The 24623-nt window shown below is 59.7% G+C and carries 21 protein-coding genes; 11 read left to right on the plus strand and 10 right to left on the minus strand.

Annotation, left to right across the window (positions count from 1 at the left end):
- Window positions 1-365 precede the first annotated feature (365 nt).
- Window positions 366-4163, plus strand: a complete 3798-nt coding sequence (locus PH562_RS09735; protein WP_285172801.1) for a vitamin B12-dependent ribonucleotide reductase — start codon at window positions 366-368, stop codon at window positions 4161-4163.
- 106 nt (window positions 4164-4269) lie between these two features.
- On the plus strand, window positions 4270-4503 hold the full coding sequence (locus tag PH562_RS09740; protein WP_285172802.1) for a hypothetical protein: 234 nt from the start codon (window positions 4270-4272) through the stop codon (window positions 4501-4503).
- Window positions 4504-4549: 46 nt separating this feature from the next.
- Here the strand turns inward: PH562_RS09740 and PH562_RS09745 are convergent, their stop codons facing one another.
- Both PH562_RS09745 and PH562_RS09750 read right to left on the minus strand, forming a co-directional pair.
- A complete protein-coding gene (locus PH562_RS09745; protein ID WP_285172803.1) occupies window positions 4550-5584 on the minus strand; it encodes an AraC family transcriptional regulator in 1035 nt (344 codons plus the stop codon).
- 65 nt (window positions 5585-5649) lie between these two features.
- The gene (locus PH562_RS09750; protein WP_285172804.1) at window positions 5650-6480 is read right to left on the minus strand and encodes an oxidoreductase; all 831 of its coding nucleotides are present in this window, start codon (window positions 6478-6480) and stop codon (window positions 5650-5652) included.
- A 257-nt stretch (window positions 6481-6737) separates the two neighbouring features.
- On the opposite strand from PH562_RS09750, the gene PH562_RS09755 reads away from it, so the two are divergent.
- Both PH562_RS09755 and PH562_RS09760 read left to right on the plus strand, forming a co-directional pair.
- Window positions 6738-7472 (plus strand): phosphotransferase enzyme family protein, encoded by a 735-nt coding sequence (locus tag PH562_RS09755; RefSeq protein WP_285172805.1) that lies wholly within the window; start codon window positions 6738-6740, stop codon window positions 7470-7472.
- Between the two features lie 233 nt (window positions 7473-7705).
- The gene (locus tag PH562_RS09760) at window positions 7706-8704 is read left to right on the plus strand and encodes an acyltransferase family protein (RefSeq protein ID WP_285172806.1); all 999 of its coding nucleotides are present in this window, start codon (window positions 7706-7708) and stop codon (window positions 8702-8704) included.
- A 92-nt stretch (window positions 8705-8796) separates the two neighbouring features.
- Here the strand turns inward: PH562_RS09760 and PH562_RS09765 are convergent, their stop codons facing one another.
- Window positions 8797-9915 carry an alpha/beta fold hydrolase gene (locus tag PH562_RS09765; protein ID WP_285172807.1) on the minus strand — a complete coding sequence of 373 codons (1119 nt, stop codon included), beginning with the start codon at window positions 9913-9915 and terminating at the stop codon, window positions 8797-8799.
- A 301-nt stretch (window positions 9916-10216) separates the two neighbouring features.
- On the opposite strand from PH562_RS09765, the gene PH562_RS09770 reads away from it, so the two are divergent.
- Window positions 10217-11839 (plus strand): ABC-F family ATP-binding cassette domain-containing protein, encoded by a 1623-nt coding sequence (locus tag PH562_RS09770; RefSeq protein ID WP_285172808.1) that lies wholly within the window; start codon window positions 10217-10219, stop codon window positions 11837-11839.
- Window positions 11840-11857: 18 nt separating this feature from the next.
- Here the strand turns inward: PH562_RS09770 and PH562_RS09775 are convergent, their stop codons facing one another.
- The 5 genes from PH562_RS09775 to PH562_RS09795 form a co-directional block, all read right to left on the minus strand.
- On the minus strand, window positions 11858-12871 hold the full coding sequence (locus PH562_RS09775; protein WP_285172809.1) for an OmpA family protein: 1014 nt from the start codon (window positions 12869-12871) through the stop codon (window positions 11858-11860).
- Window positions 12865-13797 (minus strand): hypothetical protein, encoded by a 933-nt coding sequence (locus tag PH562_RS09780; RefSeq protein ID WP_285172810.1) that lies wholly within the window; start codon window positions 13795-13797, stop codon window positions 12865-12867. Before PH562_RS09780 ends, PH562_RS09775 begins: the two co-directional genes overlap by 7 nt.
- Window positions 13797-14615, minus strand: coding sequence for a hypothetical protein (locus PH562_RS09785; RefSeq protein ID WP_285172811.1), 819 nt, complete (start codon window positions 14613-14615; stop codon window positions 13797-13799). The genes PH562_RS09780 and PH562_RS09785 overlap by 1 nt, the downstream gene beginning before the upstream one ends.
- The gene (locus PH562_RS09790) at window positions 14593-16041 is read right to left on the minus strand and encodes a hypothetical protein (RefSeq protein ID WP_285172812.1); all 1449 of its coding nucleotides are present in this window, start codon (window positions 16039-16041) and stop codon (window positions 14593-14595) included. Before PH562_RS09790 ends, PH562_RS09785 begins: the two co-directional genes overlap by 23 nt.
- Window positions 16042-16232: 191 nt before the next feature.
- Window positions 16233-18152 carry an AfsR/SARP family transcriptional regulator gene (locus tag PH562_RS09795; protein WP_285172813.1) on the minus strand — a complete coding sequence of 640 codons (1920 nt, stop codon included), beginning with the start codon at window positions 18150-18152 and terminating at the stop codon, window positions 16233-16235.
- Window positions 18153-18382: 230 nt separating this feature from the next.
- On the opposite strand from PH562_RS09795, the gene PH562_RS09800 reads away from it, so the two are divergent.
- From PH562_RS09800 to PH562_RS09825, 6 genes are all read left to right on the plus strand, one after another.
- Window positions 18383-19399 (plus strand): ketopantoate reductase family protein, encoded by a 1017-nt coding sequence (locus tag PH562_RS09800; RefSeq protein WP_285172814.1) that lies wholly within the window; start codon window positions 18383-18385, stop codon window positions 19397-19399.
- 145 nt (window positions 19400-19544) lie between these two features.
- Entirely contained in the window at window positions 19545-19772 is a 228-nt protein-coding gene (locus PH562_RS09805; RefSeq protein WP_285172815.1) for a hypothetical protein, read from the plus strand.
- Window positions 19773-19785: 13 nt separating this feature from the next.
- Window positions 19786-20727 (plus strand): 4-hydroxy-tetrahydrodipicolinate synthase, encoded by a 942-nt coding sequence (gene dapA / locus PH562_RS09810; protein WP_285172816.1) that lies wholly within the window; start codon window positions 19786-19788, stop codon window positions 20725-20727.
- 141 nt (window positions 20728-20868) lie between these two features.
- Entirely contained in the window at window positions 20869-21066 is a 198-nt protein-coding gene (locus PH562_RS09815; RefSeq protein WP_285172817.1) for a hypothetical protein, read from the plus strand.
- Between the two features lie 32 nt (window positions 21067-21098).
- The gene (locus tag PH562_RS09820) at window positions 21099-21368 is read left to right on the plus strand and encodes a hypothetical protein (protein ID WP_113233311.1); all 270 of its coding nucleotides are present in this window, start codon (window positions 21099-21101) and stop codon (window positions 21366-21368) included.
- 95 nt (window positions 21369-21463) lie between these two features.
- Window positions 21464-21772, plus strand: a complete 309-nt coding sequence (locus PH562_RS09825; RefSeq protein ID WP_285172818.1) for a DUF1883 domain-containing protein — start codon at window positions 21464-21466, stop codon at window positions 21770-21772.
- Window positions 21773-21804: 32 nt separating this feature from the next.
- Here the strand turns inward: PH562_RS09825 and PH562_RS09830 are convergent, their stop codons facing one another.
- Window positions 21805-23121: a replication-associated recombination protein A gene (locus tag PH562_RS09830; RefSeq protein WP_285172819.1), complete on the minus strand. Its 1317-nt coding sequence runs from the start codon at window positions 23119-23121 to the stop codon at window positions 21805-21807.
- Complete coding sequence (locus PH562_RS09835) at window positions 23118-24521, minus strand: DegQ family serine endoprotease (protein WP_285172820.1); 1404 nt, start codon at window positions 24519-24521, stop codon at window positions 23118-23120. Before PH562_RS09835 ends, PH562_RS09830 begins: the two co-directional genes overlap by 4 nt.
- Window positions 24522-24623 lie beyond the last annotated feature (102 nt).

The raw sequence follows: 24623 nt of genomic DNA on the forward strand, positions 1-24623 counted from the left end.
AGTTAATGGACGACGTTGCGGCGGCGACTGGACCAGGCGGGGTTACGAGGACTGGTTCTCAATTCGAAATCGGATTTGGATTCAAGGTGATTCACCTGTGCAGGTGGCCCGCCGTGAGGATTTTTGTGCCGAGCTCGAGCTGCCGAAAAAACATATGCGGGGACTGGCGGCAATAAGCTGTTAATACTATATTTAGTGTTTGCAGCCACCATCACCACAAGATACAGGAAAGACATCTCCGGGTGACACCTCCTGTCAAAGAGCGGATCGGAAGCTGGCTGCGCGTTGAATTCGCGATGCCGGAATGAGAATTTTTGCGCCCTGCTTGCATGCGGGCGCACACCAACGAATGAAGGATTGGGACCATGCGCATCGAACGTCGTTTTACGAAGGCCGGCCAGTCACCCTATGCGGATATCGAATTCCGCAAGGCGACGAGCGAGATCAAGAATCCTGACGGTTCGATCGTGTTCCGCCTCGAAAACATCGACGTACCCGCGCAGTTCTCGCAGGTCGCCGCCGACATTCTCGCGCAAAAGTATTTCCGCAAGGCCGGCGTGCCCGCCAAGCTGAAGAAGGTCGAGGAAAACGACGTTCCTTCCTTCCTGTGGCGTTCCGTGCCCGATGATGCGGCCATGAAAGATCTGCCCAAGGATCAGCAGAGCGGCTCCGAAACCGATGCCCGCCAGGTCTTCGACCGCCTTGCCGGCACCTGGACCTACTGGGGCTGGAAGGGCGGCTACTTCTCGTCGGAGGAAGACGCCTCCGCTTTCCAGGACGAGCTCGCCTATATGCTCGCCACGCAGCGCGTCGCTCCGAATTCCCCGCAATGGTTCAACACCGGCATGCACTGGGCCTATGGTATCGATGGCCCCGGCCAGGGCCATTATTATGTCGATCCCTTCACCGGCAAGCTCACCAAGTCCAAGTCGGCCTATGAGCATCCGCAGCCGCATGCCTGCTTCATTCAGTCCGTCGAGGACGACCTCGTCAACGAGGGCGGCATCATGGACCTGTGGGTCCGCGAGGCCCGTCTCTTCAAGTACGGCTCCGGCACCGGCTCGAACTTCTCGATGCTGCGCGCCGAGGGTGAAAAGCTTTCCGGCGGCGGCCGTTCCTCCGGCCTCATGAGCTTCCTGAAGATCGGCGATCGCGCTGCCGGCGCCATCAAGTCGGGCGGCACGACCCGCCGCGCCGCCAAGATGGTCGTCGTCGACATCGACCATCCGGATATCGAGGATTACATCAACTGGAAGGTCAAGGAAGAGCAGAAGGTTGCCGCCCTCGTGACCGGCTCGAAGATCGTCGCCAAGCACCTGAAGGCGATCATGAAGGCGACTGTCAACTGCGAAGGCGACAATGACGATTGCTTCGACCCGGCCAAGAACCCGGCCCTGAAGCGCGAGATCCGCGCTGCCAAGAAGGATCAGGTTCCGGAAAACTACGTCCAGCGCGTCATTCAGTTCGCCCGCCAGGGCTACAAGGATCTCGAATTCAAGACCTACGACACGGACTGGGATTCGGAAGCCTATCTCACCGTATCCGGCCAGAACTCCAACAATTCCGTCTCGATCAAGGATGACTTCCTGCGTGCCGTCGAGAATGATGGCGACTGGAACCTGACCGCCCGCAAGGACGGCAAGGTCGTAAAGACGCTGAAAGCCCGCGACCTCTGGGAATCCATCTCCTACGCCGCCTGGGCATCGGCCGATCCGGGCCTGCACTTCAACACGACGATGAACGACTGGCACACCAGCCCGGCTGCCGGCCCGATCCGCGCCTCCAATCCGTGCTCGGAATACATGTTCCTCGACGACACGGCCTGCAACCTCGCTTCGCTGAACCTGATGACCTTCAAGGACGCAGCGACGAAGCGCATCAACATTGCCGATTACGAGCATGCCGTCCGCCTCTGGACCGTCGTTCTCGAAATCTCCGTGATGATGGCGCAGTTCCCCTCGCGCCGCATTGCCGAACTCTCCTACGAATACCGCACGCTCGGCCTCGGCTACGCCAATATCGGCGGCCTGCTGATGTCGTCGGGCATCCCTTATGACTCGGACGAAGCTCGCGCCATCGCCGGCTCGCTGACCGCGATCATGACCGGCATCGCTTATGCGACTTCGGCGGAAATGGCCTCCGAGCTCGGGACCTTCCCGATGTTCAAGCCGAACCGCGAGAATATGCTGCGCGTCATCCGCAATCATCGCCGCGCCGCTTATGGCGAAGCCTCGGGCTATGAGAACCTGTCGGTCAATCCAGTGGCGCTGATCCATTCCGACAATCCGGACCAGGATCTCGTCGCCCATGCCAAGGCTGCCTGGGACAAGGCGCTGGAGCTCGGCGAAAAGCATGGCTACCGCAACGCCCAGGCAACCGTAATCGCGCCGACCGGCACGATCGGCCTCGTCATGGATTGCGACACGACCGGCATCGAGCCTGACTTCGCCCTGGTGAAATTCAAGAAGCTCGCCGGTGGCGGCTACTTCAAGATCATCAACCGTGCCGTTCCGGAAGCACTGCGCACGCTCGGCTATTCCGAAAGCCAGATCGCCGAAATCGAGGCCTATGCGGTCGGTCATGGCAACCTGAACCAGGCTCCGGCCATCAACCCGTCGACGCTGAAGGCCAAGGGCTTCACGGCTGAGAAGGTCGATGCGGTCAACGCAGCACTGAAGAGCGCCTTCGACATCAAGTTCGTCTTCAACCAGTGGACGCTCGGCGCCGACTTCCTCAAGGGCACGCTGAAGGTGTCCGACGAGCAGATAGCCGATATGAGCTTCAACCTGCTCGACCATCTCGGCTTCTCGAAGAAGGACATCGAGGCTGCGAACATCCATGTCTGCGGTGCGATGACGCTGGAAGGCGCTCCATTCCTGAGACAAGAGCATCTGGCTGTCTTCGATTGCGCCAACCCGTGCGGCAAGATCGGCAAGCGCTATCTCTCGGTCGAAAGCCACATCCGCATGATGGCGGCAGCGCAGCCGTTCATCTCGGGCGCTATCTCCAAGACGATCAACATGCCGAACGAGGCGACCGTCGAGGATTGCAAGAACGCCTACATGCTGTCCTGGAAGCTCGGCCTCAAGGCCAATGCGCTCTATCGCGACGGCTCCAAGCTCAGCCAGCCGCTGAATGCCTCGCTGATCGAGGATGACAGCGATGAGGACGCGCTGGAGGAATTCCTGCAGGCGCCGGCCGCCGCACAGGCCGTCACCATCACGGAAAAGATCGTCGAGCGCGTTATCGAAAAGGTCGTGCGCACGCAGGAAAAACTGCCGAGCCGCCGCAAGGGTTACACCCAGAAGGCCAAGATCGGCGGTCACACGATCTTCCTGCGCACCGGCGAATATGACGACGGCCGTCTCGGCGAAATCTTCCTTGATATGAACAAGGAAGGCTCGGCGCTGCGCGCCTTCATCAACAACTTCGCCATCTCCGTCTCGCTCGGCCTGCAGTATGGCGTGCCGCTCGAGGAATATGTCGACGCCTTCACCTTCACCAAGTTCGAGCCGGCCGGCATCGTCACTGGCAACGACGCCATCAAGAACGCGACGTCGATCCTCGATTACGTGTTCCGCGAACTGGCGATCTCCTATCTCGGCCGTCACGATCTTGCTCATGTCGACACCTCGGACTTCAACAACACGGCGCTCGGCCGCGGCGTTTCCGAAGGCAAGGCCGATGTCGTCTCCAAGGGCCTGACCCGCGGCTACAAGCCGACGCTGGTTCAGACATCGGGCGAGCGTTCGGCAGACGCCAAGGGTTCGGCAACGGCTGCCCCTGCCCGTGCAGCCTCGCTCGGCACGGTGACGGCTTTCGCTGGCAACACGGTCCGCAAACTGGAGCCGGCAAGCTCCGTCTCGACCTCCGAAGTCGTCGCTTTCAAGCGCGATTATGAGGAGCGCGCAAAGGAATTGGCCGAAGAGATCGCGGAGGAAGTCATCGCCGAATCCGCGACAGGCCTCTTCACCGAGAATGCGGCAAGCGAAGCAGCCAATGCCAAGACGGAGGCCAAGAAGCTGGAATCCGAACGCCGCGCCCGTTCCATCATGCAGGGCTACACGGGCAACATGTGCACCGAGTGCCAGAACTTCACGATGGTCCGGAATGGAACTTGCGAGAAGTGCGACACCTGTGGAGCTACGAGCGGCTGCAGCTGAGTATCGGTCCGTGCGAAAGTCTGGGAAGCCAATGGGCTAGCCTCAGGCGATTGAGTAAATTCCAATTGGCACTTTCCGGGCACTTCGGTGTCCGGAAAGTGCAAAGATGAACAAAACAAGAACATATATTCAGTGGATTACTGCGACAAATGCTTTTACCAACGCCGATGTCGCTCTTCGTGCGCTTGTACGACGCATGTTTCCTTGGCTTCAGTCTGACAACAGCCGCTATCGGCCTGTGACATCGTTCCGTATCTGCCGCGGCATACCAACGCTGGCAGACGTTGCCGATCGCGTTGCAATGGGCGCCCAAAGATTTGCCTTTGATGGCTCGAAATAATCTTTCTCGTCTGCCGCCATGGCGGGAGCAAGCGGTCCGAACCGCATCAATGCAGTGAATTGAATTGTGCCGCGTCGTGCCCGTTCAGCTCGCGCCATTGCAGAGGCGTCAGCCCCTCCCAGTCGCGAAACGCGCGATAGAAAGAACTGCGATCCTGATAACCTAGAAGACATGCGACCTCGTCGATGTCGGTGGACGGATTGGACAGCAATTGCCGCCCGAGTTCCTGGCGCGCCTCCGACAGAAGCTCGCGGAAGGTCTTGCCCTCTTCGGTGATGCGCCGTTGCAGCGTTCGCTCGCTCATGTTGAGATCCTGCGCTATCTGCGACAACTCCGGACGCCCGCTTGCAAGCGATCGCTTGAGGACGACTTTCACCTGGTCGCCAATGGAACTGCGGGCCTGCAGTTCACCCATAGCGGCAGCAAGCGCGGGCGTGAGGATTTCCAGGAGCTCGGGATTGTGGCCCGGAAACGGGCGGTCAAGATCGACCGATTTCAGGATGAGCTTGTTCTGCGGAGCACCATATTTCACAGGACACCCGAAAAAGAGCCGATACAGATCGCTCTTTGGCCCTGAGCGCATGAACTCGACCCGAACCGGCGTCAGGAGTTGGCCAGTTCCGCGGCGGCCAAGCTCGATCAGGAAGGCGAAGGTAACGTCGGTGGCGATCCCAGGCTCAAGCTCGGTTGTGTAAACCCAGTTGGTTGCGATCGAAACTTCGCCTTTGTCCTCATGGAAACTCAACTGCTCGGGCGTGCAGAGCCGCTTGAAGCGCGCAACGCGGTAAAGTGCATCGCGATAATCCTTGGCGTGAAAGGCGGCCAAAGTCGATGGTGGATGAACCGCCGTGTCTGCCTCGCGGACGAGCCGAAGTCCGAGTGCAGGCTCCGGCGCCAACTCCTCAAGTGCCCTGAAGATCGCGAAATACTGCGCGGTCGTCACCATGCCGGTCTCGCCCAGATGCAGCGTAGCGGGCAACCGAGCCTGCCGCAGCACCGCGGAGGGTGGCAAGCCGATCCGCTCGACCGCACGCCAGAAGGCCTGAGGCACCTTGCATTTGTCTGCTGGCATCACACTCATCTCAGCCAATCCTCTAAGTCTGCTCTCGCAGAGGTACGCTGGTCTGTCATTCGCTTGCGGAAATGTTAGCGCATCTGGCTCATGATGATGCGATCAAACATCCGATCACCGAGCCATTTACGGATCGCAATCATCGGCTTGGCATATTTACCGGCGACGTAGCGCGTCCGCGGCCTTCTCGCATGCACGGCAGCCGAGACGACATCTGCGATCACCTTCGGATCGGTGCCGCGCCCATGGCCATAGGTCGCCCTCGTGATCTTGGCGACCACCTGCGAGACCTTAGCATAGGGACCTGACCCGGAGCGCTTCACAAGGCCGTCGGCGACCACGTCGCCAAATCCCGTCTCGATCAGGCCCGGTTCGACGACAACGACGTCGATGCCAAACGGGGCCAGTTCCAGCCGAAGGCTGTCCGACCAGCCCTCAAGCGCATGCTTGGCGGCATGATACCACGCGCCAAGCAACGTATAGATCTTGCCGCCCATCGAGGTGATGTTGACGATGGTGCCGGAACCTCTCTGCCGCATCGCGGGCAAGAGAAGCTGAGTCAGGCGAGCCGGGCCGAAGACATTGACTTCGAACTGATATCTCGCCTCGTCCATGGCGATGTCTTCGACCGGTCCATACAGTCCGAATCCTGCATTGTTGACAAGGACATCGACGCCTCCGCTTTCGGCGAGAATGATTCCCACGGCCGCCTTGATCTCGTCGTCGTCAGACACGTCCATCTGTAGGGCACGTGCCCCAAGGCGTTCGAGATCCAGCATCTTATCGACGCTGCGCGCCGCTACATAGACCCTGAAGCCATCGCTGACGAGACGCTTGGCGATTTCCTTGCCCATCCCGGATGACGCACCGGTCACGAGCGCTGTTTTCTTGCGTGTAATGCTCATATCTGCCTCTCTGTTCGCAAGATCACAAATATAAGCTCGCCAGCGATCGATCATTGACGGAAGATGCCATCGCTGTTGCATATTACGCCAATCGCGAGTGTATGCAAAAGAAGAACCAGCAGCACTTCCAAGCTCCCACATCCAAAAGGGACGTAACAAGGTCAACTTGTTCAGCCGCTAAACTCGCGCTAATTAGCATTGCCCAGCGCCTGCAGAGAGAGCAAGTCGGGCACTAATCATGCGCCAGGATATCGCCAATGGGATGGGAAGCACTCGCGCAATGGGGTGAGGACGCAGTTCGCCTCGAAGCACTCACCGGTGGAGTTGCCAACGATGTATGGAGCGTTCGCATCCATGGGGAAATTGCCGTCGCCCGTCTCGGTTCCAGGTCCGATGCCGATCTTGGTTGGGAAACCGCCCTGCTCCAGCACCTCGATCATGAAGGCATGACCGTTCCAGTGCCGATCCCGACGATGGACGGTCGGCTGTTCGTGGATGGTCTGGTGGTGATGAAATACCTTGAGGGCGGACCGCCGGAGACAGGGGCCGATTGGCGTCGGGTTGCCGACACCCTGCGCGAGCTGCACCGGCTGACGCAGGGCTGGCCTCAACGGTCCGGCTGGAAATCGTCGACCGACCTCCTGCATGCCGAAGCCGGAACGAGGATCAATCTTGCCGCAATGCCGCCCGAAGGTGTTGCTCGATGTCGAGCAGCATGGGCGCGTCTCGTCGGGCGTCAGACATGCGTCGTCCATGGAAATCCCAACAACCCTGGCAATATCCGCATGACTGCAAATTGCGTCGCGTTGATCGACTGGGACGAGTCACATGTCGACGTTCCAGATCTCGACCTCGTGTTGCCCGATAACGCTGCCGACCTTGATGACGGTGCATATGATATCGCCGCACAGGCGTCAGCCGCATGGGAAGCTGCCGTCTGCTGGCAGGACGAATATGCGGTCAAGCGGCTTGCCGAGGTTCGAGCGGTCTGATCGACTTCAGCGCCGTTCACGCCCCCTTCATCCCAATTGCCCGATTTCAGCCACGAAACCGGCGGGAAATGATCCATTTTCATTGAAATTGTTGCTGCAGCAATATGCAGCAATATTCGGTCTGCCGAGCCTCAAACCCGTCATGCACGGTGCCCGGCCTTTCGACGCATTTTATCGCTGAGTCCGGCCCTTGAGGTACTGGAGATGGCAGTTCAATCGTGTGAGGCACCGCTTTGAAAACCGGCAGCGATATCAAGAGCATTCAATATCTGCGGGCCATCGCTGCAATTTCCGTTCTTTGCTTCCATGTCTGCGAAACATACGGCCTGGACTTCAAGAGCGGAGCAGCTGGGGTCGATATATTCTTCGTTATCAGCGGCTTTATCATGTGGGTCACGACCGATGGAAGATCGCTCGGCCCGCAGGAATTCATGTGGCGCCGGCTCGTCAGGATCGTGCCGCTATACTGGATTGCGACGGCGGCAACCTTCGTCGTCGCCGTGCTGAAACCACAATTCTTCTTCGACACGAATTCGAGCATCGAGAACTTGATCGGCTCGCTGTTTTTCGTGCCCTTCATGAAGGACGAGGCATTGCATCCCGTCGTCGAGCAGGGATGGACGCTCTCCTACGAGATGTTCTTCTATCTCATCTTTTCGATTTCACTGCTTCTGCCTGAGTTCAGGCGGCTATGGTTCCTCATGATGGCCCTGATGACCATCGTGATTGGACATTATCTGCTGCCTTCCGGCTATCTCAGTGTTTTCACACAGCCGGTCATTCTGGAATTCGCCGCCGGCATCGTCATCGGACGCCTGTGGAAACAGGGCTTTCGGCTGCCTTTTGCCGCCGCTATCGGCTTGATGATCGTCGGGGTCGTGCTGCTAGTGGCGAGTGACCCGCTGATCCATCTGGAACGGGCTGTGCGCTGGGGCATACCGGCAGTGTTGCTGCTGTCGGGCGCTGTTTTCGCGGAGCGGGAACGAGGCGTGCCGCAGCTGGCATTCCCGCATTTCCTGGGAGATGCCTCCTATTCCATCTATGTCTGGCATGTCCTGACGGGCATTCTGGTCACAGCGCTGCTTTTGCGCGTCGGGGTGCCGCACAACATGCAGCCTGCGCCCATCGCAGTGGGCTCGCTGGCCTTTGCCATCGTTTGCTACGTGTGCATCGAGCGCCCGATACAGCGAAAAATGCGATCGTCGCGCCCGCGGCCGGTCTATCGCAACTGACGCATGAAAGCGGCCGAACAGATCTCAGCGGACCGAAATGCATCAGGCTGCAATGGCATGCAGTCGCCAAGGGATCGACAACTCGAAGAGACTTACGGCACCGCTCTGGAAACTTTTGCCGTCCCATCGATCACCGGGCAGGATGGCGGCACCGGTCGATCGAACAAAATGGCAATGCCGCAATCCGAGGTGAACATCGCCTCGTCGTCATGCCCTACGCCGGGCACCTCGACGACCTTCTGATTGAGATCGGATGGATGCCGCTTCTTCATGTAGTCGAAATAGGTGAGCCCCCGTGCAAGTCGATAGGGTCCTTGCGCCATCGCCCCGCAGGAGCGGTCGATGAAGTGGGTATAGGGATTGGTGTCCGCCTGGCCTAGCAGATAGACCACGTTGCGCGCGGCATATCTCGTTTCGAGAAGCTTCGGATCCTGCGAGGATATGTATGGTGGAGCGCCGGAGAGCCCGTATCGCCATTGCGTCGCCTTCGGGCAGGAAGCCAGCCCCGCCTGCTGATCCGGCAAGGCCGGCCGCTCGCTGTCGAAATAGACATAGCTCGACGGATTGGCGACGAGATAGCGAACGGCGATGCCGGCACTCGTCAGATTTTCCGCCTCCCGTCCGACGACGGCATAACGCTGGACCAATTGCGCTCCTGCCGAGTGCCCCATCACAACAATGGTCTTCAGCGAAGGATACAGGCGACGATCGGTAAAATGCCGCAGCAGAGCATCGAGCGCGGAGAAGGAGCTAATCGGTGCCGGCTGACGCGCGGCGTCTCCACTTTTCCAACCGTTCTGCGTCCAGGCCAGCGTCTGCGCAGACAGCGAGAAGGCATTCACATCCGGTCTTATGAGAAATTGCGGCGCGACCACCATCGTACCGTCGGCGAGATCGCCGGCCTTTGCGAGCAGCTCCTGCCCGGTTGCGTAATAGGCATCGGCGTTTCGGAGCGTGCCGTGGACTATGATCAGCACCTTCGTCACGTCAGGCGACGCCGCTTCGATCGCGTGATCCGCGTAGACCGGCAGCTCTCCCTTCCCCTCGGGCGTATCGAGAAGCAGGCGCTGATCCGCGACTTCCTTGACGGGTTCTTCGAGCCGCGCGTGTTGGGAAGCCGCATCGGCCGACCGGGCTTCGCCTGACATGCCGATGGCGATCAGTGCTGCGATCGTCAGTCGGGCGCAAACCCGGCCCTGAATGCTTCTCATAATCTTCATCTGTAAAAACTCGGCTGGGACGGATGACAATGAATATAGCGACTTCCAGCCAAGCGGAAGACAGCCGGCGATCCGATCAAGCGGAAGCCATACTGCTTGAACGAGCGCGTGGACAAGAATCCGTCGCCCCGGCGAAAGTTTCTCTCCCGCATGGCAGATAGGCGGACCGGAAATTGTCGCCCATGAACCTCAGTTCGCTATCGATCTCACATCTCCGCCCGAAAAGCTGCGACAGAGCGCGCAACCCGTGGCATAAGGCCCCCGAAAAACTTTCTTCGGGCCACGCGTAACCATGATTCGTATCGAGAATATCAGCAAGCAGAACAGCCATCGCATCCTCTTCATCGAGGCATCCGCGGCGCTCAACAGAGGCGAGAGCGTTGGACTTGTCGGCCCGAACGGCGCCGGCAAGACGACGCTTTTCCGGATGATCACCGGACAGGAGCAGCCCGACGAGGGGCAGGTTTCCGTCGATAAGGGTATCACCATCGGCTACTTCAATCAGGATGTCGGCGAGATGGAAGGCCGTAGCGCCGTCTCCGAAGTCATGGAGGGTGCCGGTCCAGTGAGCGCTGTCGCTGCCGAGCTGCGCGAGCTTGAAGCGGCCATGAGCGATCCGGATCAGGCCGACCGGATGGACGAGATCATCGAGCGCTATGGCGAGGTGCAGGCGCGATATGAGGAGCTCGACGGCTATGCTCTCGAGGGCCGTGCTCGCGAAGTGCTCGCGGGCTTGAGCTTCAGCCAGGAGATGATGGACGGCGATGTCGGCGCGCTTTCCGGCGGATGGAAGATGCGTGTGGCACTTGCCCGCATTCTGCTGATGCGCCCCGACGTCATGCTGCTCGACGAGCCGAGCAACCATCTGGATCTCGAAAGCCTGATCTGGCTCGAATCCTTCCTGAAGGGCTACGAGGGCGCGCTTTTGATGACCTCGCACGACCGCGAGTTCATGAACCGCATCGTCACCAAGATCATCGAAATCGATGCCGGCAGCCTGACCAGCTATTCGGGCGACTACGAGTTCTACGAGCAGCAGCGGGCGCAGAACGAGAAGCAGCAGCAGGCGCAATTCGAACGCCAGCAGGCCATGCTTGCCAAGGAAATCAAGTTCATCGAACGCTTCAAGGCGCGCGCATCACATGCTTCGCAGGTGCAGAGCCGCGTGAAGAAGCTGGAAAAGATCGATCGCGTCGAGCCGCCGAAGCGCCGCCAGACCGTCGCCTTCGAATTCCAGCCGGCGCCGCGCTCGGGCGAAGACGTGGCCGTGCTGAAGAACGTCCACAAGAAGTATGGCAGCCGCACCATCTATGAAGGGCTGGATTTCATGGTGCGGCGCCGCGAGCGCTGGTGCATCATGGGCATCAACGGCGCCGGTAAATCCACACTCCTGAAGCTGGTTGCCGGCTCGGCGCAGCCGGATGAGGGCAGCGTGGCGCTCGGCGCCAGCGTGAAGATGGGCTATTTCGCTCAGCACGCCATGGATCTGCTGGATGGAGAGCGCACCGTATTTCAGCAACTCGAACATGATTTTCCGCAGGCAGGCCAAGGCTCCTTGAGAGCCCTTGCCGGCTGCTTCGGCTTCTCTGGCGACGATGTCGAAAAGAAGTGTCGCGTGCTGTCGGGAGGCGAGAAGGCGCGGCTCGTCATGGCGATCATGCTCTTCGATCCACCGAACCTGCTGGTACTCGACGAGCCGACCAACCATCTTGATCTCGACACCAAGGAAATGCTGATCGAGGCGCTGTCGCAATATGAAGGCACGATGCTGTTCGTCTCGCACGACCGGCATTTCCTGGCAGCGCTCTCCAATCGCGTTCTGGAGCTGACGCCCGAAGGCATCCACCAATATACCGGCGGCTACACCGAGTATGTGGAACGCACCGGTTACGAAGCACCCGGCCTCAGAAGCTGAGAACAGGCGGAACGAGCACTACTGGGTATTCGTTGACGGCGCGGCACCGGCATTGATGACGGCAACGGGCGCCGTCCTGCCGCGCACGCGGATTTCGATGCGGCGGCGCGCTTCGACAGCGCCGCGCTGGCCCGAGGTGACGGTATCCCCGGGCAGGATGAGCTGTGCGGCGGACATCGGCAGGATGGTCGCGTCCTTCAGCTTGGGATTGGCCTTGAGCACATTGGCGACGGCAATGGCGCGAGCAAGGCCGAGGCCGGCATTGTCGGCGGGCAACAAGGCCGACACCGGCAGTTTGCCATCCATTGCGCCGATGATCGTGTCGTCGAGATTGGATTTTTCACGCGCCAGAGGCTGTTCGTCCGTATGGCCGATCACCTCGACGATATTGGCGCCATAGAGGCTCAGATTGCTGGCGATTTCGTCCGTGATCGTCGTGCTGAGCAGCTGTGAAAAGGTGCCGGTGAGCTCGGCGCTTCCCGATTGGAAATAGTTCTTCTTGGCATCGTCGAGATTGATGATGGGCGGCCAGTCGTGCGCGCCCTTGCCGCCCGCGTTACCAGCCAAAAGCTTGTTGACCTCATCGGGCGCCGCCGCCAACGAGACACCATGTTCCTTCAGAACAGAGGCAAGCTTGGAAAGCGATTGCAGATCGGCCGTTGTCGCGCCCTGATCCGCCATGCTGTCGAGTGTCTCCTTCGCCAGCACCAGCTCGCGCCATTGCTTGTCCACCACGGCCTTGTCGGCGGCAGAGAGATCGCCGGAGACGACTTTGGACTGCAGAAGCACGATCTCGGCGGCCTGCTCGGCTCTTTTCTTCTCCAGCACCGCGACTTGCTGCTCGGCCTTCTCAAGCTTCCGCTCGACCTCGTAGCGCTTGTTTCTCTCTGACGTGATCAAGGCGGCGGCAACCAACAGCAGGCAGAAAACCAGAAGCAGCATGGATTCGGCCATCGTCAGGCCAAGGATCAGGCCACGATTATAGCCCTTGTGCTCCAGTTTTGGCGTGCTGTCCGAACCTCCAGCTACCATAGATGCCACCAGCGTTTTCGCGGCACGATTTCGGGCTCAGCAGCGATATGGCCGTCGGGCTTCGGCAGCGGCGTTTGCCCCATCGTCTCCGCAACGCGGCCGAGCGCCAGCTCGATGTTGCGCAGCGGCTGCAACTGCGCCTCCGACATCTCCTTGATGGCGGCAATCGCCGGTGCCAGCTCGGCGCGCACGACATCCTCCGGGGAACGGATTTCTTCCAGCTTCCTGCCGACATTTTCGACAGCGGTGCCGAACGTGCCGATGATATCGGATAACTGCGAGGTCGTCGTCGTCAGCTGCGCCGCCGCGTCATTGATTGGCGTCACCGCCTGCTTCGCCAGCATTTCCAGGATCTTGTTGATCTCCTGGCCATTGCGTTCGGCCTGCCGCGCGATCTCCTCGAATCCTTCCGACAGCATCTGGTTGCTGACGCGCCGGTAATGCGAGAATTCACGCGAGGAGGAATCGAGTTCGGTGCGCACGCGCCGCGTCATCTCGGCAAGCTCATGGCGGACGCTGCGCTCGATATCGATCGGGTCGCGCCGCATCTGATTGAAGAGAATGCGCAGCGTCACGCCGGCAATGGTCGAGGTGACGGCAATGCCGAAATTGCGGACGATGGTCTCGATCGATGTTTCGCCGGCAAAGAGATAGAGCGATACGCCGAGGCTCGATAGGGTAAAGAGAAAACCCATGTAATAGAGGTTATCGCCCGCCTGCTCATTGTGCAGCCGGAACCCGGCAACGGCCAGCGAGACGATGAAGTAGATCCCCATCAGCACCAGCGGCACACCGGTGACGACAGGCAGCGACCAGCCCATGAGCTTCGACGACCAGATGAAGATCATGCCGCCGACGGTGATGGAGGCGAACAGCGCCATCGGCCCATAATCCCGGATGAGATATCTGGCGTCGGTATTGGCCATCAGCGTATCCCCTCCAGCCGGACGAAGCCGCCAAAATCACCGTTGTTGTTCTTGATCCATTGCGCCCAGAAATTCGCAAGATCCTCCATGCTGAACTTCATGTTCGGCCTTTGAAAGGCAAGGATCTTGACCGTGACACCATCCAGTGACGTGCGAAAGCGGTCGTTCGCAGGGCTGTTCTGATATTTCTGATAGGAGACGCCATCCCGGTAATTGGAGAAGGCGGCGGTGTGTTCGATCATGTCGGAAGCGATGTAGAGCCGCTTCGGGATGCCGCCTGGTGCATTGGCGAAGACTTCCAGGTTGATCTTCTGAATGGCCGCCATGATCGGCGACAATCTGCCCGACTCGCCCGCCGTCAGCTTGCCGGCGATATCGGCAAGCGGCTTTTGGAAGCCTTTTTCCCAGCGCGCCTGCGCCAACCGCGGATTGCGGGTCCATTCGTCGACATTCGCGCCGCTTCCGGGATTGCAGCCATGGAAGGTCTGGATGAGCTCCCCTTCCTTCTCCGTGAGCGCATAGATGTCGATGGCCCCGCCGATCGGCACATCTGCAACGATCTTCTGGAACTGGTTGCGCAGATCGAGCGCCGTCGTATCGGCGATCGGATCGGTGACATCGAGCAGAATGGCCGTTTCCGCCTTCGGTCCGTCCACTGGGCAGAGCGAGGCTTGATCGACGGCGATGTTCCCACTTGCCTTGTAGCGCAGCCAGCCATAGGCGCCGACGATCCCGAGGGACAGGACGGCAAGACAAACCGTTGCGATGATGAGACCGGCGGATCCGCCGCGCCGGCTACGCCGCTTGCGTCGCGCCAAGGATGCTCTCCGGGAAAAGATTATCGAGCTGATGGTATTTCTCGATGGCGCGCTCGAATTCGTCGCCGATCCGCTTGATCTGCTCCGAAAGCTCCGCCTGGGCACTCTGGATGCGCGAGCCCAGCACCTTGTCGTCCCACTCCTCTTCGCTGCGGATGACAGGCGTCAGGCGCTCCATCTTGTAAGCGGTTTTGAAATAGGGTGGCTCCGCCTCAGTTCGCGCAGCACGGTTCGCATCGCGATAGGAGGTGAGCAGCACATTGGCAGCACGCTCGAGATGGTTCTGGTGTTCGGCAAAGAGGCCTGCGGTCCTGGCGCGATGCGCGATGATGGCAGCCGTTTCCTGCCGGCGCAGCGAGAGGTCGCGGATGATCTCCTCGATCTTGCTGTTATGCTCGTCGCGGATCTCGCGGAGGTCTTCGATCAGATCGAGCTTGCGGTCGATATAATTGTCCCTCGCCGCATCGAGACGCTTCTGCACACCGGCAAAGCCCGGATAGGGGTCGGTCAGATAGCAGCCGTCGATGAAGGCGACGAGCGAAAACATCAGGCCGATGGCAAAGAGCATCCAGGAGTTCAGCTCCTGTAACCCGAGCGGTGCGGTCTTGAGCCGCTGGATCACCTCGGCACCGGCACCGCTCAAGATCGTCGCGGAGACCTCGCGATAATGCGCCAGGGCAATATTGATGCCCAAAGCCACGGCGACATAGGCGACAAGCCCTAGTAGGCCGAGCAGCTTCAGCGCAAAGGAGCGATGCACCAGAAAGCGGACACAGAAGAAAGAAAAAATCAGCGCCATGCCGATATTCAGGAAGGCGAAGGCGGCCGCCTCGGTTACACCACCGACGAGACCCTGCTCGCTTCCTTTGGCCAGAAAGCTGCCGTTCATCACCATTTCGATGAGCACGAGGAAGACGATCAGCGAGACCTTGAAGCCCCAGGCTGCCTTGCTGGAAACCTTTGCGGCGCGCTGCAGCTTATGCCTGGCCTTGAAGCCCACCATTTCATCCTCGGCCGTCTTCAGATTGCGGCGCAGACCATGCAGCTCGTCGACGCCGCTTGCCACTTCCGCCTTGAAATCCGAGATGCTTGACGCGTTCGCCTGGCGGATCAGCCCGAACTGTCCCTCGAAATCGAGGTTGCGCAAGCGGCTATCGAAAGTCTGGAACTGATCTTCGAGGATTTGGTAGGAGCTTTTCTTTTCCGCCTCGACCCAGGCGACGATGCGCTGCTCCGTCTCGTCATGCGATTGCGCATCCGACGGCGGCCGGTTCTGACGCCCGGCAGCGGCGCCCTTTTCCTTCAGGTCGAGGGTCGTGCCTAGCTTTTCGATATCGACGACGGGAAACACGTCCGTCGAGGCTCGGAAATCATGGCTGGTCTCCCGAACGCTGTTCCAGAGACGGTTGAGGGCTTCGAAACGCAACGATCTTCCCCGGCGAATTCATCAACTTAGAAAGGACAATTGAGAAATCGATACCGCACCGGTTGTCCATGGTCCAGAGCGATATGGCAGAGGTTAGGATGCGATTGTGGTAAAGACTAGCCCGAGCCTGTGTCGATCGGAAAACACTGACGTGAGCAAGGACGACGCTTCCACCTGATGGTGGACTGCTGCTATGCCATGCTCACGTTCGGGATTGCCTTCCAGAAACCTGCCCGTCGCAGCCCTTCCCGATAGATGTCACGCTGCCATTGCTCCTTGAACGGCACGACGGAAAGCCATCGATCGACATCGAAATCCGGGTTGGTTCTATGGACGCGCCGAACGAAAAAGCCTGCCTTTTCCTCATGCCCGAGCATCGCCCAGCTCGCCGCGGAAATCCTATCCGCCAGGCGTGCATTCGCCATTCGGCCGATATAATCGAGGGCAGCTTCGAAGCGGCCGAGCGTATAGCTCGCCACGGAAGCGGTCCAAAGATAGGTATCGGGGCTTACCGGATTCAGCGCGATAGCGCTTTCAATCTTCGTCAGTGCCAGATCCGGCCGGGACGCATGAAGCAAAGCTTCGGCATGGTCGGCAATGATGCCGGCATGGCCCGGATTAAGGGCTTCAGCCAGTTTCAATGCCTCAATGCTCTCCTCACTCGCCTTCCGGAAGACCTTCGTCATGCCAAGCTCGCGATAGCCGTCGGCGATGTCGCGCCGTGCTGCGATGGCCTGCATCGCATAGCTTTCCGCCTCGTCCAGCAAGGCCGCATCGCCACCGAAGGTCAACACCCATTCCTTGGAATAGGTGCGAGCCATCGCGCTCAAGGCCGGCGCGAAGTGGCCACCGGTGCGCAGCGCCATCTCAAGCTCACCCCGCGCCCTCTGCAGATCGGGTACGGAGAGGCGCTCGATGTAGCGCTTGCCGGCGAGATAGCGCTGATAGGCCGCTGGATTTTCCTCGAAATGCGACCTCATCATCTCCCGCCGTTCGATCTGCCCTGCAAGCGACAGCACGATATGACGCGCGATCGCCTGTCTCCGCTCCTCGGGCGTGGATTGTCCGAGGCCGATGCGCTCGGCCCAGATGATCTCATCGCTTGCGGCGTCGACCAGTTGCGAAAACAGCAGCGGTCCGTTGTCGCGAAGGCTAAGCCGCATCTCGAGAATATAGGAACGATCCCATTGGTCGAAAGTTGCGACGGCACGTTCCCCAGCCCTGCCAACCCGAACCGCCGTGTAGCGATCCGCAATCTGGAGACTGTCCAGCGCGCAGAAACCGATTGCGATATCGTTCACGAGGGATGAAGCATCATAGTCTTGCCCTTGCCCTTCCGTGGAGGGCAAGAGCAGGAGGGGTATCTTCACCCTCGCTCGTGCAGCCGAAGTCCCTTCGTGATGGAGAATGGTATCCCCGGCTCGAATTTCCGAAGCATATTCCCGCTGCGCCAACCATGAGGCCAGCAGCGCGGCACGCTGCGCGAAAATCTGCCTGAAGTGCTCCACCTCACCTTCTGCATCGAATATCCGTAACAGGATGCGATGAATATCGCGATCTTCGGGGTCTATACCAAAGATCAGGAGCGCCGCCTCTCTCACCAGAGCGACATCCTCCATCCCATTGGCTTCGGCTGCAGCGGCATTCAGCGCCTTCTTCAGCGCCGATAGATGCCTGCCATGTTGGGCCTCCCGCCAATGAAAGAAAACCGCGCTCTGGCAATCTATACCCTGCAGGAATTCCGCCTCGAACGTCCTCACCAGCGATTTCAATCTTGCAAAGATTGGCCCGTCATCGTTCGTATGCGCGAACCAGAGATCGGAGGTGGTTGGAGGCGCGTCGAGTTCGACGGCTGTCTCGCTGAAACGCAGAAATGATCTCCCGAGTGCTTCCTGACGGACCCTGATACGCGAAACCAGCTTGCGCAGATTGACCTGCGCGCTGCCATTGTCGTCTCCCCACAAAAGCCGGGCGATCGCGCTGCGCGACGCGCGCGACGTTGGCTCCAGCATCAGATAGGCCAGGATCAGCAGACCCTTCTCGGGAAAGGCGACCTCGTGACCATCGCCCTCCAAAAGCTTCAAACCGCCAAATGTATGCAGTGAAAACATAATCTGTTCACAAAATCCGGGTGAAGCAGCGACGGCTGAGAAGGTATTTCCTTTACCTGTTGACCCCATTCGCGCTCGGACGAGTATGGTGAAATTTCGATAAGACTGTAGTGTGTCGGAAGGTTTGGCGATTTTCAATTCCAATTGCCGACAATCTGATAAACCACTCGCTAAATCATGGGCTCGCCATATCTTGGCAGAGCATGCGACTTCTTTCGGAGCATCAAGTCATGACGCCCTCTCCCTTCAAGAACATCTGTGTCTACGGCGCCGGCGCACTCGGCGGTGCGATGGCGGCCAAGCTCGCCTCTTTCAAAGAAGCGCAGACGAGGATTTCCGTCGTGGCGCGCGGAGCTCATCTGGAGGCCATTCGCGCTGGCGGCATAAGCCTGTGGGAAGCCGATGCGGATAGTCCCCTCGTCGCGCAGATGACCGCGACGGCCGATGCTGGCGAACTGCCGCCACAGGATCTTGTCATCACTGGCCTCAAAGGGCATCAGCTTGCCGCGGCCGTCCCCGGCATTGCGAAGCTGCTGCATTCGGGCACCCGCGTCGTCATGATCCTCAACGGCGTTCCATGGTGGTATTTCCACCGGGACCATCAGAGCGGCCATGCCGAATACCAGATGGAAGAGCTCGATCCGAACGGCGATCTCTGGCACCTGATCGGGCCGGAGCGCGTCATCGGTTGCGTTGCCTATCAGGGAGCGGAAGTCGTCGCACCCGGCGAGGTCAAACTCGCCAACAACGGACATTTCATCCTTGGCGAACCTTCCGGCGAGACGACGGGCGATATCGAAGCTATCGCGGCGCTGCTGCAGCAGGCCGGGGTGAATGTTTCGATTTCCTCGCGCATCCGCGACGATATCTGGAGCAAGCTCATGGGCAATGCCGCTTTCAATCCGACCAGTGCGCTCACCCGCGGATTGATGTCCGATATCATGGACGATCCCGCGCTTGCGACTATGGTCGGCCAGGTAATGAGCGAGGTAAAAGCCGTTGCCGAGGCTTTGGGATCGCACATTGCCATGTCCGTGGAGGAACGTCTTGAGCGTTCCCGTCAGATCGGACCCGTACGCACCTCGATGCTGCAGGATCTGCTTGCCGGTAAGGCGCTGGAAATCACGCCCCTCGTGGGCGTCGTTGTCTCGCTCGGAAAGCTCGTAAATGTGCCGACGCCGGTCTCGGCAACCATCCTGGCGCTGGTGACGCAGCTCGACCGCAAGAACCAGCAAGGCGCCGAGTAAGCGGCAGCGGTCCACGGGCCAGTTTCCGGAGAAACTCCGGGCATATCAGTTCTTTATATTTCACTTACGTCTTCGTCCGTAACCCCGAATGGATTTCCTATGGGAGCCGGCGTTACGCTTGCGGTGGAATATGGAGATAGACCCCATGCTCGACACGCACACCCCCAATCTTACGGAATCCATCCGCGTCCTCGTTCATAACAGCGATGAGAAGCATCATCGCGTTGCAGCATCGACTGCAACAACGAAGAGTTCGCGCAAGCGTCAGCCTCACTCGCGTCAGGTCCGGGAAAAGCGCACGTTTCAGGCGATGTTCGCCTTCGGGCTGCTGCTCGGCGCGCTCGAGCTGTTCATCGTGCTGCATTACCTCTGAGATTTTCACCCACATGAGTAGACCGACTTTTCGAAGAGGTGTCGGCGGTGCGATCACCGCCCTCGTCACGCCTTTTCGCGATGGCGTTGTCGATGGCGTCGACATGATGGCTCATATCGAGTGGCAGCTGCTAAGCGGGATCGATGGGCTTCTCGTCTGTTCGCTGATTGGCGAAGGCTCGACGCTGACCGAAGCCGAGCGCATCCGCGCCATCGAAATCTGCATCGAGCTTTCGGAGGACAGGGTGCCCATCATCGTCGCGACCGGAACCAACGACACGAAGACAACCCTGGCGGAAACGATACAGGCACAGCGCCTTGGCGCCGATGCGGCCTTCGTGACGGTTCCTTATTACTCCAAACCGACACAAAAGGGGATCATCCACCACTTCGAGCAGCTAGCGGCGCAGACCGAACTGCCGATCATCATCCACAATCAGCCATCGCATACCGCCGTCGATCTCGCTCCGACAACCGTCGCGCGCCTCGCCGAAATTCAAGGGGTTATCGGGATCGCCGATGACGGCTGCGATATCTCACGCATCGATCTCTGGCGGCCCTTCCTGCCGGAGCGGTTCGGCCTGTTTACCTCGAACGACGCCAGCGCACTCGGCTTCACGGCCGCGGGTGGTCATGGCTGCTTCTCGGGGGCTGCCAATATCGTTCCGCGGCTCTTTCAATCGATGCAGCATTCGGCGGCCTGCGGCAATGTCGGCGCGGCACAATCCATCGACGAGCGGTTGCAGCCATTGTTCAGCGCGCTCGCCCGCGAAAGCGAGCCTGCGACGATCAAGTACGCCCTGTCACTGGCAAGAGACATCGAGGCGGAGGTTCGCCTGCCATTGGTCGGTGTCGGCACCGAGACAGCCGCGGCCATCCAGGCGGCAATCACTCCGTTTCAGCTCGATGGCAGCGGCCGGTTTGCCTCGCGCCATGCCTATCGCAGGGGATTATGAAATCGCTTCATCCCTATGATATTTTTATATTTTTTCCGTTTCATCCAAATGGAAAACCTAGCAACTCCCTCATAGATTCAACAGCGTAGCACTGGAAATGGTCTTATCGGACCCGTAGTGCTGGTGACACTGAAAGGAACCATGATGTCACGCTACAGGCAAGTCGGCCTATCCGCCGATCTTCTCCAACGCCCTCGCGCCGTCGCGTTTGCGCGCAACGAGCGACACTTCTCTTCGGACGCATTGCTCGACGGAATTCGCTCCGTCGCTCCGCGCCTCGGACTTGTCCTCCTGGTCGCCGCCGCCCTGCAAATGGGGCTGCATCTGACCGGACACTGAGTGAAATCGAAGAGATCCAAGAGGAAATAACAATGGCAAATGCACAACATCTTCAACGTCGCTCGGCCCCCAGCGCGCTCGCTCCGGCGCCGGCGCGCTTCATCATCGGGCGTGACCGCCGCGGCAGCTGGATCGTTCAGGACCGGCAAGGCCTCGTTGGCGGCCTGTTCCGCAACGAGACAGCCGCCCTGCACTTCGCTGCTGAAGAATGCAACCACAATCCGGCCGACATCTGCCTGGCACCCGAAGGCGCCATCCTCGACCTCGACGGCTTTGCCTCCGCATCGTCAAACCTGCACTGAACTTGACCTTAGCAGGCTTCGACAGCATCTCGCCAAACGCTTCCTTAACCGCCCCCAGTTAAGCTTTCGGCCAGATATCCAAAGAACAGAAAGCCATGTCGAAGCCTGCCTTCCGCTACAGCCACTACGACCTTAGAGAGCAGCGCGCCGGAACAGTGATCGAAATCACGCTCTCGGCCATTGCCAATGTCAGGCTGATGAATGGCTCGAATTTCGAACGTTTCACCGAAACGCTGAAGCATCAGTTTCTCGGCGGCGTTGCCAAGAAATCGCCGATACGGCTGGTCATTCCCGAGGCCGGCCATTGGCATCTGGTGGTCGATATGGAAGGTCATAAGAGCCTGGCGGAATCGAGCGTCAAAATGGTGGACAGGGTGACCGTTCCACGCATGCAAAAAGCATAGCGGAAATCCGTCGCCGCCAGGTGATATTTGGACTAGCGCTCGCCACGCTCCTTGCGCAGCTTCGACCACCAGTCCAGCCTCTTGCGAATTTCGCGCTCGAAGCCGCGCTCGGGCGGATCATAGAAGGTCTGGCGACCCATCTTCTCAGGAAAGTAATTCTGTCCTGAAAAAGCATCCGGCTCATCGTGGTCGTAGCGATAGCCATCGCCATAACCTTCCGTGCGCATCAGCTTCGTGGGCGCGTTCAGGATGTGTTTCGGCGGCAGCAGCGAGCCATTCTGCTTGGCGGCCTGGGTCGCCGCCTTGAAGGCCGTGTAGACGGCATTGGATTTCGGGGCGGTGGCAAGATAGACGCAGGCCTGCGCTAGCGCCAATTCACCCTCAGGCGACCCGAGATAATCGTAAGCGTCCTTGGCAGCATTGCAGATGACCAGGGCCTGCGGATCGGCAAGGCCGATATCCTCCACCGCCATGCGTACCAGCCGGCGCCCGAGATAGAGCGGATCCTCGCCGGCATCGAACATGCGGGCGAGATAATAAAGCGCGGCGTCTGGGTCGGAACCGCGGACCGACTTATGCAAGGCGGAAATCAGATTGTAGTGCCCATCCTGCGCCTTGTCATAGACCGGAGCCCGGCGCTGGACGATCTTGACCAGCATATCGGGATCGAAAAGCTCGTCCTTGCGCGCGGCGCGCCAGACTTCTTCGGCCAGCGTCAGCACAGAGCGGCCATCGCCATCGGCCATCCGGATCAGGCTGGCGCGGGCATCTTCCGTCAACGGCAGCGGCTTGCCTTCGATCGTTTCGGCGCGGCGCAGCAGTTCTTCCAGGCTTTCCTCGTCATGCGAGCGGAACGTCAGGACACGGGCGCGGGATAAAAGAGCGGCGTTGAGTTCGAAGGATGGATTTTCGGTGGTCGCGCCAACGAGAATGACGGTGCCGTCTTCCATCACAGGCAGGAAACTGTCCTGCTGGGCGCGATTGAAGCGATGGATTTCGTCGACGAACAGCAGGGTCTGGCGGCCATCCATGCGGCGCAACCGCGCCGCCTCGAACACCTTCTTGAGATCGGCGACGCCGGAAAAGATCGCCGAAATCTGCTCGAAGGCGAGGCCCGCCTCGCCCGAAAGTAGCCTTGCAACGGTCGTCTTGCCGGTGCCTGGCGGCCCCCAAAAGATCATCGATCCCAGCGAACCCGCCTCGATCATCCGGCGCAATACACCATCCTCGCCGGTCAGATGTTCCTGGCCCGTGACTTCAGCCAATGTTTGCGGCCGCAGACGATCGGCGAGAGGCCGCTTGTTGGCGACCTCCTCGGGTATCCGTGGTGCAAACAGGTCATCACTCATCGGAAGAACTGCCGGATACGCTGGCCGTCACGCTCGATCTCGACGCGCCAGAAGCTTGGGTTGGAGGTGACGGCCTTCTGAAGGATTTCCGTGGTGTTGATCGCAACGCCATTGATGGAAATGACGATATCACGCGCGGCAAATCCAAGCCGGTCGGCCGGGGAGTTCTGCTTCAGGCTCTCAATGACGACGCCCGTGGAATCCGGAGGCATATGCAGATCATCGGCAACGCGCGGCGAGAGATTGGCAACGGTCGCGCCGGAGAAGGGATTGTTGCCCTCGATCACCCGCTCGTCGCGCGGTGTGGATTCGGGTGCGGCGGCCAGCGTCATCGTGGCCTGATGCTCCTTGCCGTTATCCAGCACCGTCAATGCCACCGTCGCGCCGAGACCGGCCGTCGTCAGGCGATAGCCGAGCGCATCGGGATGCTCGATCGAGATATTGTTCAGGGCTGTGATCACTTCGCCGGGCTTGAGGCCGGCCTTGGCAGCAGGGCCACCGTCGACCACCTTCGTTACCAACGCACCGCGCACCTTGTCGAGGCCGAGCGCTTCGGCGACGTCCGATGTCACCGGCTCGAAAGTCGCGCCGATATAGGGGCGCTCGAACGCCTTGTCGCCGCGATCGGCAGCGGCAAGGAAGACCTTGACCAGATTGGCGGGGATGGCAAAGCCGATACCGTTGGAACCGCCGCCCTGGGAGAAGATCGCCGTATTCAGCCCGATCAGCTCGCCGGTCATGTTGACGAGCGCGCCGCCGGAATTGCCAGGGTTGATCGAGGCATCGGTCTGAATGAAGAAACCAACCTCGTTCTTGACCTGGTTGCGGGCAAGCGCCGAGACGATACCGCTCGTGACCGTCTGGCCCACGCCGAAGGGATTGCCGATCGCAAGCACGAGATCGCCCACTTCGATGCCATCGGAATTGCCGAGCGGCAGAACCGGGAAAGTCTCGTTCTTCGACTGGATCTTCAAGACGGCGAGATCGACGCGATCGTCTTTCAGAACGACCTTGCAGGGAAATTCGCGGCCGTCCGAAAGCGCGATCTTGATGTCGTCAGCGCCGTCGACGACGTGGTTGTTGGTGATGACAGTGCCATTCGCCTCCACGATCACGCCGGAACCCAGCGACGATTGCTTCTCGGTGCGATTCGGCATGCGCTGGCCGAAAAACTGCTCGAAGAAGGGATCGCCGGCAAACGGCGACTGACGCTGCACCACACGCTCGGCATAGACATTCACCACGGCGCCGGAGGTCTGCTTGACCAGCGGAGCGAAGGAAAGCTGCATCTGCGTCTGGTTTTGCGGCAGCGTCTTTGCCGTTTGAGCCTCAGCGGAAAGCGGCATCGCCATGACGAGGGCAATCATCGAAACGGCAGTGCGCTTCAGAAGGACATGCATGGAAATTTCCCTTTTTAATTCTCTTTAAACAACGTTGTAGCGCCCGACGCTAGAAAGAAAAGAGGGCGGAACCATGAAGCATAAATGGAAGTTGGCGACGAT

The organism is Rhizobium centroccidentale (assembly GCF_030182565.1).
Lineage (GTDB): Bacteria > Pseudomonadota > Alphaproteobacteria > Rhizobiales > Rhizobiaceae > Rhizobium.